This is a genomic window from Flavobacterium sp. (genome assembly GCF_043756175.1).
Taxonomy (GTDB): Bacteria; Bacteroidota; Bacteroidia; order Flavobacteriales; family Flavobacteriaceae; genus Flavobacterium.
Genome location: NZ_JAYURN010000068.1, coordinates 1 through 15074, shown reverse-complemented (window position 1 = coordinate 15074; position 15074 = coordinate 1). Strand labels below are relative to the sequence as shown.

General features: G+C 31.1%; 14 protein-coding genes and 1 pseudogene. 1 reads left to right on the top strand and 14 read right to left on the bottom strand.

Annotated elements, in window-relative coordinates; translation table 11 throughout:
- From ACH2BP_RS05155 to ACH2BP_RS05140, 4 genes and pseudogenes are all read right to left on the bottom strand, one after another.
- Positions 1–266: pseudogene (locus tag ACH2BP_RS05155) on the bottom strand (mannosyltransferase); the annotation flags it as partial.
- A 9-nt stretch (positions 267–275) separates the two neighbouring features.
- Complete coding sequence (locus ACH2BP_RS05150) at positions 276–1307, bottom strand: pesticidal protein Cry7Aa (RefSeq protein ID WP_395057680.1); 1032 nt, start codon at positions 1305–1307, stop codon at positions 276–278.
- Between the two features lie 175 nt (positions 1308–1482).
- A complete protein-coding gene (locus tag ACH2BP_RS05145) occupies positions 1483–2175 on the bottom strand; it encodes a hypothetical protein (protein WP_395057678.1) in 693 nt (230 codons plus the stop codon).
- Positions 2176–2357: 182 nt separating this feature from the next.
- Positions 2358–3863 (bottom strand): thrombospondin type 3 repeat-containing protein, encoded by a 1506-nt coding sequence (locus ACH2BP_RS05140; protein WP_395057676.1) that lies wholly within the window; start codon positions 3861–3863, stop codon positions 2358–2360.
- Between the two features lie 368 nt (positions 3864–4231).
- Between ACH2BP_RS05140 and ACH2BP_RS05135 the strand changes: the two genes are divergently transcribed.
- A complete protein-coding gene (locus tag ACH2BP_RS05135; RefSeq protein ID WP_395057674.1) occupies positions 4232–5401 on the top strand; it encodes a phosphatidylserine/phosphatidylglycerophosphate/cardiolipin synthase family protein in 1170 nt (389 codons plus the stop codon).
- A gap of 2 nt (positions 5402–5403) precedes the next feature.
- Here the strand turns inward: ACH2BP_RS05135 and ACH2BP_RS05130 are convergent, their stop codons facing one another.
- The 10 genes from ACH2BP_RS05130 to ACH2BP_RS05085 all read right to left on the bottom strand — a co-directional run.
- Positions 5404–6414, bottom strand: a complete 1011-nt coding sequence (locus ACH2BP_RS05130; protein WP_395057672.1) for a metal-dependent hydrolase — start codon at positions 6412–6414, stop codon at positions 5404–5406.
- Positions 6415–6420: 6 nt separating this feature from the next.
- Complete coding sequence (locus ACH2BP_RS05125; protein WP_395057670.1) at positions 6421–6918, bottom strand: VOC family protein; 498 nt, start codon at positions 6916–6918, stop codon at positions 6421–6423.
- A gap of 23 nt (positions 6919–6941) precedes the next feature.
- Positions 6942–7178, bottom strand: a complete 237-nt coding sequence (locus ACH2BP_RS05120) for a 4a-hydroxytetrahydrobiopterin dehydratase (RefSeq protein ID WP_395057668.1) — start codon at positions 7176–7178, stop codon at positions 6942–6944.
- Positions 7179–7216: 38 nt separating this feature from the next.
- Positions 7217–8110, bottom strand: a complete 894-nt coding sequence (locus ACH2BP_RS05115) for an alpha/beta fold hydrolase (protein WP_395057666.1) — start codon at positions 8108–8110, stop codon at positions 7217–7219.
- A 6-nt stretch (positions 8111–8116) separates the two neighbouring features.
- A complete protein-coding gene (locus ACH2BP_RS05110) occupies positions 8117–8311 on the bottom strand; it encodes a DUF6496 domain-containing protein (RefSeq protein ID WP_395057664.1) in 195 nt (64 codons plus the stop codon).
- A gap of 113 nt (positions 8312–8424) precedes the next feature.
- Entirely contained in the window at positions 8425–9333 is a 909-nt protein-coding gene (locus ACH2BP_RS05105) for a YihY/virulence factor BrkB family protein (protein ID WP_395057662.1), read from the bottom strand.
- Complete coding sequence (locus ACH2BP_RS05100) at positions 9330–10415, bottom strand: AI-2E family transporter (protein ID WP_395057660.1); 1086 nt, start codon at positions 10413–10415, stop codon at positions 9330–9332. The genes ACH2BP_RS05105 and ACH2BP_RS05100 overlap by 4 nt, the downstream gene beginning before the upstream one ends.
- A gap of 5 nt (positions 10416–10420) precedes the next feature.
- Entirely contained in the window at positions 10421–11347 is a 927-nt protein-coding gene (locus tag ACH2BP_RS05095; protein ID WP_395057658.1) for a 1-phosphofructokinase family hexose kinase, read from the bottom strand.
- A 49-nt stretch (positions 11348–11396) separates the two neighbouring features.
- Positions 11397–13898, bottom strand: a complete 2502-nt coding sequence (locus ACH2BP_RS05090; protein ID WP_395057656.1) for a cation-translocating P-type ATPase — start codon at positions 13896–13898, stop codon at positions 11397–11399.
- 10 nt (positions 13899–13908) lie between these two features.
- Positions 13909–15074 (bottom strand): NAD(P)/FAD-dependent oxidoreductase (locus ACH2BP_RS05085; RefSeq protein ID WP_395057654.1); only part of this gene is annotated, 1166 nt, incomplete at its 5' end.

Here is a 15074-nt window from a genome sequence, read left to right as displayed (position 1 = left end):
ATCGAAATATTTGAATTTTTATTAATATTTTCAGCTAATTTTATATAGGATTTTTGATTATTGGTTTCTAAAATATAATTTACTTCGTTTGAATAATTGTGTTTTTCGAACTCCGATTCTAAAGCACAAATTTTAATATCAAAAGACTTTGTAAATTTATTATTCAGTGAAAAAATTAAATCTTGAGAATACGTCGCAATGCCACACTCACGTGGCGGATAAGATGTAATAATTAAAATTTCGGGTAAAATATTTTTATTCTTCATATTTTGATATTATTTTAAATTGAGTTTTAATTCGGATAATAATTCGGATAAAGAAACTGATGCACAACCAATTCGCGTATCGGCAGCACCATAATAAATATATAAAGTGTCATCTTGAACTATTGCTCCAGATGGAAAACACACATTGTTTACTTCACCTTTTATTTCCCAATCGAGCTCTGGTTTAAATAGTGGATAAGGCAATCGGGCAATTTCTTTTTGTGGGTTTTCTAAATCTAATAATGCCACACATGCACAATAAACATATCCTTTTACGGTATCGTGAACACCGTGGTAAATAAGCAGCCAACCTTCTTTAGTTTCTATTGGCGGACAACCTGCACCTAAATAACTTATTTCGTGTTTGTATTTTGGAGCCAACAATATGTAATCTTTAAATTTTAGCATATAATTTTGCCAAAAATCTGTTGTGAGCTCACTAATTTCGTTTACACAAACTATTTGAATATCTGGTTTTATGCGATGTAAAAAATGTAATTTTCCGTTAATCTTTCTTGGAAAAAAGACTACATTTTTATCCCAAACTAAAACCTTTTTACCTTTTCGTTCTCGAACCCTGTCGTGTTCATTATAGCGTAAATATTTCTCGTTTACTTCTCCTTTGGTTTCTGCCAAACGTTTAAATTCATCGAACATCATTTGTGGAACAATAATTCCGTGTTTTTCCCAATGGATTAAATCCGGAGAAGTAGCTAAAGCTCCCAATGCATTTACACCATCAAAAGCACAATATGATAAATAAAACAGATCATTTATTCTAACAATTCTACCATCTTCTACTCCGTGTTCTTCGTAATCAAATTGAGGAAAAACAACTGGTAAATCGCTACGTTCCACAATTTCTAATGGCGTTTTAAATTTTGCATAACCAATACTGGAATAATTGCCTTTTGCAACAGCACGATAAAAAATATGAATAAAATCTCCATAATGAATTACGGCAGGATTTAGTACACCTTCCCATTCAAAACCTAAGTCTGTTTTTTCAAGAACAATTCCTTCTTTTTTTACAACTATCATAATATATTTATTGATATTTATATTCTTATTAATGCTTTATAAAGGTCTATTTGTTAATATTAAAAAAGTTATATAACTATTATATTATCTTATATAATTCAGATATTTTTATTTTTGAGTAAAAAAAATGCCAACCATTTCTGATTGACATTTTCTTTTAACTAATAATTATTATTTATTCTTTAGCTTCTGAATTTTCTCTGCTTTTTGCACCCATTCTGTTAAATTTAAACATTGGAGATAATTTTACTTTAATAGACGCAATTTTCATGTTGTCCGAAGAAGATAATCCTTCTTTTTCAACTGTATTTTTTCTTGCATCTAAAGCTTCAAACAATAATTTCGCTTCATCATAATCTTCTCTTGTGAAGTTTTCTTTATTCGCTTTATATGATTCATAATAGTTATCATATACCCCAAGAATATTGTTTTTGTTTACCCAAGCAAAGCTCATATCATTTCCTATTTTTCCTGCGCCAAATAATCTGTCTCTTAACAATTGAGAAGGACTTATTTTTGCTTGTACAGCAACATCATTTGAGACTGTTTCTTTTTCTGTTACTACAATTACTTTATACTCATCGTATCTAGCATTAGAAGCATTTATTCTTTCTTGAGATTTTGTTTTTGAATCTTCATCAAGACTTGTCAATGCATCATTTGCATTTGTATTTTTAGTTTCAAAATCTTGAGAAATTCTGTCCCAATTGGCTTCTCTATCCTCTGCAGAAACGGTTTTTAAAGAATCTACATAACTTTCTAATTCGCTAATTCGTTTATCAGCCATTTCTTTTTCTTTATTTTTACAAGAAACCATCCCTAATAGAATCATTGAAAATAATCCAAATTTTAATACACTTTTTTTCATAGTAATAAGTTTAATATATTTAATTAAGTTTAAATATTTAATGTAAATCTACCCTCTTAAAGAGTTTAAAATGTTACATAATTTATTGTTTTAGTTATATAATTATGATGAAAAACAAAGATGGCTGTCAAAAAACTGACAGCCATCTTAACCAAAAACAAAACTAATTCTAACCTTTATTTTTAATAATTTGTTTTCAATTCTACTCTACGATTTTTAGCTTTTCCTAGAGTAGTTTTATTACTAGCAACTGGTTTGGTTTCTCCAAAACCAATTCCTGTTAATCTTGAGCTGTCAATTCCTTTTCCAATTAAATATTGTTTTACCGAATCAGAACGTTTTTGCGATAAAGTCATATTAAAATCATCTGCACCAACACTGTCGGTATGACCTTCAATAGTTAAACTAGCACCTTCATATTTGTATAATATTTTTGCTAATTCATCTAATTGTGATAATGAAGCTACTTTTAGTTTGTCAGAATTATTTTCGAAGAAAATTTTACTTCCTATATAAGTTATTCTTACAATATCTGCTTTAGCAATTTCTGGACAACCTTTATTTTCGGCAGTTCCTTTTTTGTTAGGACAACGGTCATCTAAATCTGCAACGCCATCTCCATCAGCATCTGGACAACCTTTTAGAGCAATAACACCCGCAGCATTTGGGCAACGATCCATATCATCCATAACTCCGTCATTGTCACTATCCATTGCACAACCATTTGCATCAACTTTAGTTCCAGATTTTGTATTAGCACATTTGTCATCTATATCTGCAACTCCGTCATTATCGGCATCTAGACAACCTTTTAGAGTTACTTTCCCTGCTTGGTTAGGACATCTGTCCTCAGCATCTCCAACTCCATCTCCATCAGCATCTGGGCAACCTTTTAGTGCTTGTACTCCTGCTTGATCTGGACAACTATCTAAATAATCATAAACACCATCATTGTCTCTATCTAACGGACAACCTTTTTTGTCGACTGATACTCCAGCTGGAGTTTCGGGACAATTGTCTTTTTTGTCAGAAACACCATCATTATCAGTATCTTTTGAGCTTCCCATATTGAAAGTTAGACCAACTGTGTGCATAAGAAAATCATCGTCTGCTCCAGACACAACACCATCTCTACTATCATTATTAGTAAACATAAATGTTTCTTGAAAATTAAGTGAGATAACTGGCGATAGTCTAAAGTTTATCCCACCACCAGCAGTTGGAAGTGCTGAATCAATTTTTTCTTTGTGAAAATTTAGTTGATTGTCAAATAATATTCCTCCAATACCTCCAAAAACATAAGGTCTTACAATATATTCTGAGGGTAGAAAATTAAATCTTAAGTTTAATGAAGCAGAACTGAAATCGCTTTTGAAACCTGTTGGAGTTCCGCTTTGATATCCTAGAGTTCCTCTTGTAAATAAGAAATTCAAATCTATATATTTCCAAATATATCTAGAAACCGATATACCTCCAAAACCATACATGGTATTATTACTTGTGTAAAAATCATGACCTAAATCTCCATGATATTGAATCGCACCCCCATGCAATCCAACATTCCATTTTTTTTCTTCTGTTTGTGCACTTAATGTAAATGTAAACCCAATACATAAGCATAGCATTAGTATTTTTTTACTCATGCTTTGAGTTTTGTTTTTCTGGTATTCGTAAATCGTTGATTTCATAATTTTGTTTATTTATAATTGTTCGGTACAAAGTTCAATCAGACATCAGTTCTTGATGTTATAGAACTATTATTAAAAGTTGTAATATTCACACAAATAGAAAACCAATGTCTTTTTTACTCTATAACCCCTTCTTTAAGCTATTGTTTGTAAACGACTTTGGTTATATTTAGGTTTTATTTTTCAGTCCATCTGGATTTGTGATTTCCTTTAATATTTAAATAATTTTATAAGTCATATAAAACTAGATTGCGTTTTTTTGTAGATTTATTTATGTAAATTGTATAATAATTTGAATTATTTATATAACAATTTTAAACATAAAGTGATTAACCTTTGGTATTTTACAATTATATGAAACCAAAAAAATGAAAAATTTAGTAGATAAAACTTATACAAAAAATAAAATACAACTCATACAAAGTGGTAAATCCTATTTTGATTTACTAATAAAACTTATAACTGAAGCAACCTATAGCATTCATATTCAAACCTATATTTTTAACAATGATGAAACAGGTAAATCAATTGTTAATGCTCTAAAAATCGCGTCTACTAAAAAAGTAAAAATCTATCTATTAGTTGATGGATATGCCTCTAGATATCTATCATCAATTTTTATTGAAAACTTAAAAAAGCAAAACATCCATTTTCGTTTTTTCGAACCATTTTTTAAAAAAAATAATTTCTATTTTGGACGAAGATTACATCACAAAATGATAGTAGTAGATGCAAAATATGCTATAGTTGGCGGAATGAATATAGCCGATAGATACAACGATTGTCCAAATATTAAGGCTTGGTTAGATTATGCAGTATTTCTAGAAGGTCCAATCGTAAAAGAACTTTATGAGCTATGTTTGAAAACTTGGAATGGTTTTAAAGTCAAACGAAATTTAAAACCATACGAAGTGGAAAATATAACTTATGAATTTAAAGAAAATGAAAGTTCATTATGCAAAATTAGTCGAAATGATTGGGTAAGAACAAAGAATGAAATATCGACCACTTATAAAGAAATATTTGAAAATGCAGAACAACAAATCACCATTATTTGTAGTTATTTTATAGCTGGTAAAACTATAAGAAAGCAATTACGATATGCAATAAAAAAAGGCGTAAAAGTTAGATTAATATTAGCCAGCCAATCTGATATGAAAATTGCTAAGTCGGCAGAGCGATGGATGTACGATTGGATGCTTAGAAAAAATATTGAAATATATGAATATCAACCGAGTGTTTTACATTCAAAAATGTGTGTGGTCGATGAAAGTTTTGTAACCATTGGTTCCTTCAATATTAATGACATCAGTGCTTATGCCAGTATTGAGTTAAATATTGATATAGATGATAGTTCATTTGCCAAAAAAGTTACTCAAAATTTAGATACAATTATCAAAGAAGATTGCATCCATGTAACTGCTGCAATTCATCACAAAACAAATACTATTTTTAAACAGTTATATCATTGGACTTGCTTTAAAATTTTTAGAATAACATTTTTCTTATTTACTTTTTATTTCAAACAACGAGAATAAATTCAATTTCCTTTCATTCTTTCAAAAAGTGACTCGAATGTTTTTTCATTCCAACCTACAAATCTGCCACGTTGTACTACCAGAGTGTTATCATAAGGCTCTTGCAAAAAATAATGAAACACGAATTTTCCTTTTGGATTTTCCCAACCTTTCATTTGTCCAAACCGTAAATCATTGAAAACAAGCGTGTCGTTCCATTTTTCTATGGTATAAAAGTCTTGAGAAAAACGCTTTAATTTATATATGTTTTCTTTATTTTCTATAGTTTCCAGCAAATCATTGTTACGGGGAAAATAAGTAAAATTGACTGTTTTTTTGGTGTCAAAAATAGATTTATAACCAACATAAAATCCTTCTTTATTTCCTGCAACTACATACCATAAGCTATTTTGAAAAGGTGCTGGTGTTGTAAAATATTGTGTATAATTAATTTTTTGTTTTTGTAACGATTGTTTTACATCAGCATCAATTTTAATTTTTATGGCAATGCAAATCAATATATAAATGCCTGTAAAACCCAGCCCAAGTCTCCATATTTTTTTTCGGTAAATAGTATTTTTTCTAAAATAAATAAATGCCAAACAAGCCAAACCAGACCATATAGTAAATAATGGATCTGCAACATAAATCATATTGAATGAAAATCTTTTGTGACTAAATGGTTCTAGCCAACCTACACCATAATTATTGAATGCATCTAAAAAAATATGACCCAAAATAACAGCCCCAAAAAACAGCATCCAATGTTTTAATCTAATATTATGAGGTCTGTGCCAGTGGTCGGCAAGCAAAGCAAATAGTGGTGTGATTATGGCGCAAAATAAAAACGAATGTGTAAATCCACGATGCGCCAATAAGTTTGAAGAAGTATCCATCCAAAACGAAGCAATGAAATCTATATCAGGAATACTTTGTGCTAGAGCTCCCCACAACATAGCTTTCTTACCAAGCGTTTTACCAGCAAATGCTTCGCCCATACAAGCTCCCAATGCAACGTGTGTGATTGAGTCCATTGTATTTTATATGTTATTAATTTCCTTCAATAAATTATCTAAATCCAATACATGGCTAAACATTACAATTGTTCCGTCGGGATTATAACTCCATGTTTCTTTTGGTCTGTCCCAATATAATTCTATACCATTTCCGTCGGGATCATTGAGGTAAATGGCTTGTGAGACGCCGTGATCTGCTGAACCTGTTATGGGATAGTTTTCATTTAATAATCGGTTGTAAATTGTGGCTAAATCTTTGCGGGTTGGATATAAAATAGCAGTATGAAACAAACCAACTCCTTCTTTGCTTGCCATTGGATAATCTTCGCTGTACCAAGTATTCAAACCAATATGATGATGGTAACCTCCAGCCGAAATAAATGCGGCTTCAGTGCCGTACATTGTGGTGATTTCGAAACCGAGTAAATCACAATAAAACTCAAGTGAGCGTTTTAAATTAGAAACTTTTAGATGAACGTGACCAATTCGGGTTTGGGTTGGAATTTTATAATTTGTACTCATTTATCATTTATATTTATATAAAATTAACTTTTATAAATCCTATCAATTTCTTTAGATAATTTTCTGTCTTTTTCTGTAATGCTGTCTTTAGCATCGTGCGTAAATAGTGTTATTTCAACTTTATTATATACATTACTCCAATTGGGATGATGATTCATTTTTTCTGCTGCAAACGCTACCTGAGTCATAAAGGCAAAAGCTTCTATAAAGTCTTTAAATTCAAAACTGCATTTTAATTGATTATTTTCTTCTTTCCACATAATTTTATTTATTAATAAATCACATTGCAATGGTATTATTATGAATTTAAAAATTCAAGTAAATCAACGTTTAATTTATCCTTATTCGTATAAAATAATCCATGTGGAGCATCTTCATAGATAATAAATTTACTATTTTTAATTAATTGTGCTGTTTTTTCAGATGAAATTTCAATTGGCACAATCTTATCTGCATTTCCATGGATTATTAAAGTGGGTACTTTCATTGAAAGTACTTCTTGACGAAAATCGGCACTCGAAAAAGATTTGGCACATTCTGTTGTTCCATGTGGCGAAGCAAAAGAGGCGAGCATTCTATAATATTCCAATAATGGCTTACTTAAAACGGTATTAATATCACTTACTCCAAAAAAGTTTATACCAAATTGATCCAAAAAAGCAATTCTGTCTTCAATAATTGCCTGCTGTGTAGCCTCATTTTTTTCTTTTGTACGACCTTGTGGATTGTCTTCGCTTTGCGCCAAATAGGGGATTATCGAGGAAACAAGAACTGCTTTAGAAACATTTTGACCAGCGTGTCGGCTAAAATAGCGAACTACTTCGCCACCGCCCATAGAAAAGCCAACGAGAGTTACATTTGTTAACTCCAATTGGTCGATTATTGATTTTAAATCATCTGTTAAAGTGTCGTAATCATAGCCATTCCAAGGTTGAGAAGACTTTCCAAAACCACGTCGATCATAGGTAATTACTCTGAAATTATTGGCTACCAAATTTTCAATTTGATATTCCCACATTTCATTAGAAAGTGGCCAACCGTGTATTAATATTACAGGATTTCCAGTACCATAATCCTTGACATACAAGTTTACGTTTGGTGCTGTTTCTATAAATTTATCAGTAAATTGTTCTTTTACAGAAAAAAAGAAATCTTTCGTTGATTCATTTTTATTTAATTGTATGTTTTCCATAATAAGTTATTTTTTAGTTTTTTTATCCAATCCTTCTGCTTCGCTCAGGGCAATCGTGATGGCTTGTTTTGGATTAGTGACTATCGTTTCCGTTTTACCAGAATGCAAGTCGCCTTCCTTAAATTCGTGCATTACTTCGCCAACTTTTTTTTGATGAGGTGATAGTTTTTTCTTTGCTAGTGTTTTTTTATTAGTTTCCATAATTTTATATTTTTTAGGTAATTAAATAGTTATAAAATTAGACTTAAAATAACCAATAACAGTTTCATAATCATTATCTTAAGTTGTAAAATTTACCTATTTTAAGATAGAAATCACATCGTTTTTTCTGTTGCAGTAGGAACTTCAACTTTTGCAATAGCAGTTGGCGGAATTATTCCAGAATACATTTTGGCGTAAGCCGCAGTAAATTCAGCACCAAAAAACAGAATCATTGACGAATAGGAAACCCAAAGCAAAATTAGAATTATGGAACTAGCTGCACCATAAATCGAGGCTGGCTCTGCTTTTCCAAAATAATAGGCCAAAGCCATTTTTCCCAGTGTAAATAATATTCCTGTAACCAAAGAACCCAACCAAACGTGTTTCCATTGGATTTTTGCATCGGGTAAAATCTTGAAAATCATAGCAAATAATGCAGAAATTACTAAAAGTGAGATTATAAAATTCAAGATTCCATAAATAGTCATCATCAATTGAGTACTTTCAAATTGAATGTAATTGCTAATGGCTACCAACGCTGTTGAAATTACCAACGAAATGGTCAATAAAAAAGCGATAGCCAATATTAATCCGAATGAAAAAAGTCTGGCTTTTATGATGAGCCAAATTCCGTTTTGTGGTTTTACTTTTACATTCCAAATTAGGTTTAATGTTTTTTGAAGTTCAACAAAAACTCCTGTTGCACCAAGTAATAAAATAGTTATTCCTACAATTGAACCCCATATTGTCGATTTTTCTGCTGTCGATTTAGATAAAATTTCTTGAATTTCCAAAGCAGTTTCTGAGCCAATTGTTTCAGAAATTTGTGCCATTAAATTTTGATTTACAGTTTCAGTACCAAAAAAATATCCTGCAACGGCGATAATTAAAACTAATAATCCTGGAATTCCAAATATGGCATAATAGGCGATAATGGCACTTTGCCTGAACGGATCTTTGTCCCACCATTCATTGAAAGTAGTTTTAAAAAGTTTGCCTAAATTTTTTAAATTATGTTTCATTTTTTAATTTTTATGATTTTTTTTATTTTCTCAACAAACTCAATTTCATTTTTAGGAACAACAATTTCGCCTATTAAAAATCCGTAAGGTTTCATTGGTTCGATATGATCACAAACAATTTTGAACATAGCCGTAAGCGGAATAGCCAGAATAATACCCGGAATTCCCCAAAGTAATTCGCCCAAAACCAATGCTATGATTGTAAATAATGAATTGATTTTTACTTGTGAGCCTACAATTAAGGGTTCTAAAACCCAACCTTGAATGAATTGTACGATACCGTAAACAATCACAATACCAAATAATAATTGAGTATCTGCACCGTTCATAGCGGCAATTAAAACCGTTAAAGTGGTACCCGTAATGTTTCCTACAAAGGGTATAATTTCTAACATTCCGCAAAGAATGGCAAAGAAAATAGCATTTTCTACTCCTATAATACTAAAACCAATGCCGTACATTACCCAAAGTAAAAAAATCATTTTTGAAAGTCCAATTAAATATTGTTGAGAAACAGTAGCCACTTTTTTAATAATTTCTTGCATTTCTGCTTGCTGTACTTTTGGAGTTATTTTTACCAAAAAGTTTTTAATGTGATTGCGATAATACAACAGGAAAATAAAATATACTAATAACAAAATACTACTTGACAAAAAGCTGGTCATTGAACCCAGCATTACTTGTACCATATTTCCATAAGATGGTTGTTCGCTTTTTAAAATTTTGTCCTGTTCAGCAATGGTTAAATTGAGGGTGTCAAAAATATATTTTTGAATTTTGGTTCCAGCCTCGATTGCTTTTTGTTTTAAAACTTCGATGTCGCTAATGAGTTCCGAAATTTTGTAACCTAAAAGCGTAATTATCATAAAAATTAATAGCAGCAACCCTAAAAGAGAAATAAAAACGGCTATTCCTTTTGGAATTTTTTTCTTTTCCATCCAATTGCAAAAAGGCAAAAATAAAGTAGCCAAAATAGCACCAATGCACAATGGAATCAAAAATTCTTGTGCAAAATACAATCCTGAAAACACCAGAAAAAGCAACAATATTTTTTTTATAACTAATGATAATGAAGTTGTCATAGTTTCTATTTTTTTAGTAGTTTCAATAATTTTTCAACGTCTTTTTTTTCACACAACGCTGATCCTAAATTCATAGTTGTAGCTGTTCCGCAAGCAATCCCATATTGCAAACATTCCTGTAAACTCAAATTATTTGATAATCCAAAAACGATTCCTGCCACCATACTATCGCCTGCGCCAACAGTGCTTTTTACTTTAACTTTTGGTGGTTTTATGGTATATGACTCATCTTTTGTAATTAGCATGGCGCCATATGCACCAAGTGAGACGAGAATAATCTCGCAATTATTTTTCTGTATTAATTCTTTGGCCACATTTTCAACATTTTCAATTTTTAAATCTTTTATATCTAATAAAATTGCTAATTCTTCCAGATTGGGTTTTAGTAAATAAACACCCTCTCTAACTGCTTGTTTTAAGGCTTCTCCTGAAGTATCAACAATGAATTTTGCATTATTAGATTTTGCAGTTTTAGATAATTTAGCATAAATATCGTTTGGAATTCCGGGTGGTAAACTACCGCTAGCAATAATATAATCAACATCTTTACTATTTTCAATTGTTTTTAAGCAATCTTTCCATTCGTTTTCGAAAATTTCGTTACTTGGCATTCCAAATCGAAATTGCTTGTTTGTTGATTCATCAAGAATTACAAAATTTTCTCTGGTTTCGTTTTTGGATTGAATGCTTACAAATGGCACTTTTTCGTTTTCTAATAAATGATTAAAAAACATTCCAGTATACCCTCCTGACGGGAAAATTGCTTTAACATCGCCACCCAATCTGCTGATAACTCTTGCCACATTTATGCCTCCGCCTCCAGGTTCAATATTTGCTGCCGAACAGTGCATTTTTATATCTGGTTGCATTGCAGAAATCGAAGCACTTTTGTCTATACTTGGATTGAATGTTATGGTTATTATTTTTGACATTTTTGAAAGTTTTAATTGAGTATCGAAATGCTAATTGTATCTAAATGTTTTATTTAACAAAATTTCGCTTCCATAATTTCACCAATTCATACCAAATTACAGATGTAAAACCAACGCCAATTGCAATTGATAATTGAGCCAAATTTAAATGTTCAAATTCAAAGAAACTTGTAAATGGTTTTACATAAAGTAGTAATCCAGTTAAAGCTATTGTAATTCCAATAATGATTGGAACCAAGTTGTTTTTATACCATAAAGTGGTAAAAATAGAATAGTAAAAAGAACGATTGACTAAAGTTAAAAATATATTGGCAGTTACTAAAACCACAAAAATCATTGTTCGTGTTGTTGCTTCATTAAATCCTTGATAAATAGCATATTTATAACAGAATAATGTTCCAACTGTAATAATCAATCCTTGAATAATACTTGTTGAGAGTTCCTTCCAATTGAAAAAAGTAGCAGTAAAAGGTCGTGGTTTTTGTGTCATTGTATTTTTTTCTATAGGTTCGTTTTCATACACAATTGAACATGTTGGCCCCATAACCAATTCTAAAAAGATGATGTGAATTGGCGAAAAAATATTAGGATACAACCAACCCAAAGCTAACGGAATAAATACTGTTAGAATTATTGGAATGTGAATAGAAATTACAAATTGAATGGCTTTTTTGAGGTTGGCATAAATTTTTCTACCCATCGAAATGGCAAAAACCATTTTGTCTAAATCGTCATTTATAATAATTAACGATGCTGCTTGCTTGGCAATTTCGGTTCCTTTTTTGCCCATTGCAATTCCAATGTGAGCTGCTTTTAGGGCTGGACCATCATTTACACCATCGCCAGTCATGGCAACAATTTCTTTGTTAGATTTTAATGCATTTATGATTCGTAACTTGGCTTCCGGAAACATTCTAGTAAATAAATTAATTTCTAAAACTTTCTTTTTGAGTTCCTTATCGGATAGCTTCATTAATTCATCGCCCGAAATACTATTTTCATATCCTATAAAACCTATTTGTTTTGCAATCGATGCGGTTGTTTCGGCATTGTCTCCAGTAATAATTTTTACTGCAATTCCGGCTTTATAGAAATGTTGCAAAACCAAATGAATATTCTTTTTTGGTGGATCATAAAATGCTAGTAATCCTTTGAATTTGAATTTGAATTCTTGTTGTGTTTTTGGATAATTTTTGCCTTCAAAAATAGCTTCTCCAACTGCTAAAATTCTGTAACCTTTTGTCGATAATGATTTTATAGCTTCCTGAACTTGTTTTTTCTCGCTTGCCGAAAGTTTAGCAATTGCCATTATAGCTTCCGAACCACCTTTTGCGGCAATAATTCGGTTTCCAGATTTGTTCTCGAAAATATGCGTCATCATTGGAGGTTTTCCAGATAAAGGATATTCGTGCACCATTTTAAAATGAGAACGTTCGTCTTTTTTGATAACTTTTGAATAGATTTCGTGTAACGCTACTTCCATTGGATCGAACGGAATGGATTCGCTTGCAAACATTGAAGTCGTAATTAATTGCATTTCAACATCAGATAAATCGCTTTCTAAATCGGTAATTTCATTAGATTCTAAAGTGAAAATTTTTGCCAAACTCATTATGTTTTCAGTAATTGTACCTGTTTTATCAATACAAATTACGGTGGCACTTCCAAGAGTTTCTACTGTTTTCATTTGCTTAACAATGATGCCTTTTTTCATCATTCGCCAAGCACCAAGTGCCATAAATGTGGTAAAAGCAATTGGGATTTCTTCAGGTAAAATACTCATTGCCAAGGTTAATGCTTTGAGTAAACTGTCAAATAAATTGTATGAATGAAAATAATTAATTGCCCAAACTATACCGAAAACTATTGCGCCAGCAATCGCCATTTTCTTTACAAAATTGCCAATCTGAATTTCTAATGGTGTTTCCTCTTCTTTAATACTTTCCAGACTTTTACCTATTTTACCCAATTTAGTTTCGCTTCCAATAGCCGTAATTGTTGCAATTGCCAATCCGCTTGCGACATTTGTCCCTTGAAAAATAAGATTGTCTTTTGTGGTTTTATCTTTGGCAACCGACATCGATTCGCCAGTTAAAATCGATTCATTTACCGAAAAATCGTTAGAATGTACAATCGTTCCATCTGCTGAAATAGATGTGCCTTCTTCAACCAACAAACTATCGCCAATAACTAATTCTTCAGTTTTTATTTCGATAGTCTTCCCGTTTCTGATTACTTTACAATTGGGTTTTGTAAAATCTTTTAGTTTTGCCAAAGCATTTCTACTTCTTGCATTTTGGTATGATGAAATTAAAGAAACCAATACAATTGCCGATGCCAAAAATAGTGCGTCAGCAGTTTTTCCGCTTATAAAATAAATAATTGAAGCGACTAATAACAACAAAATCATTGGGTCTTTTAGGAATTTTAGAATTGAATTTAAAAAATGATTTTCTTCTTTGAAAACAACTAAATTTTCGCCGTGTTTATTTCTTGATGCAATCACTTCTTGATTTGATAAACCTTTAATATTAAAGTTGTTTGTTGTCATGATAGTATCTTTATTTCTTCGTTTTCTGTTTTAAAATCAATCGAAGCGAAGTATCTTTTGTGAAATATGCCCAAGCCCAATTAATGAAAATAATCAGTTTATTTCGGACACTCACAATAAGCATTAAATGCAAAAACATCCAAATGAGCCAAGCAAAGTAGCCTTGAAATTTGAAAAATGGCAAATCGACAACGGCTTTGTTCCTGCCAATTGTTGCCATTGATCCCAAATCTTTGTATTCGAAATTTTTTGTCGGCTTGTTTTGAATTATTTTTTTAAAATTAGTGGCTAATTTTTTCGCTTGATTAATCGCAACATTTGCCAATTGTGGATGTCCTTTAGGATATTTATCCGTTTCCATAAGTGCAATATCTCCCAAGGCAAATATGTTTTTGGAGTCGAGAACTTTATTTAATTGGTTTACTTTAAGTCTATTTGAATTTGTATAATACGATTCTGGCAATCCTAAAATTTTATTTCCAGTTACGCCTGCAGCCCAAATGACAGTTTTTGTTTTTATAACATCACCATTTTTTAAAGTCAATAATTTGCCATCATAATTAGCAACAATTGTTTCGGTTAGAATAATGACGTTCATCGCTTCAAGGTATTTTCTAGAAGCAATTTTGGCATTTTCACTCATACTATTCAAAGTATTTTTGCTTCCTTCGACTAGAATTATTTTAAATTTAGAAAAATCGATTCCTGGATAATCTTTAGGTAAAATATTTTTTTTGATTTCGGCAAATGAACCTGCAAGTTCTACACCAGTTGGTCCAGCACCTACAATAACAAGATTTAATAAACTTTCTTTAACTTCGTCTTCGGCAGAAATAATATTTTCAAATGTTTGTAGAATATGATTTCTGATTGTTATGGCTTCGTAAGTCGTTTTTAGCGTAAAAGCACATTTTTCGATTTCTTGATTGCCAAAAAAATTGGTTTTACAACCAATAGCAATTACCAGATAATCGTATTCGAAATGTCCAATTGTTGTTGAAATTGTATTTCTCGATTCATCAATATTTAAAACTTCTGCTAATCTAATTTGAAGGTTTTTCTTTCCTTTAAAAACATTTCGTAGTGGAAAAGAAATACTGGAAGGCTCTAATTGTGATGTCGCCACTTGATAAAACAAAGGTTGAAATTGATGGTGGTTTATTTTATCAATAAGCA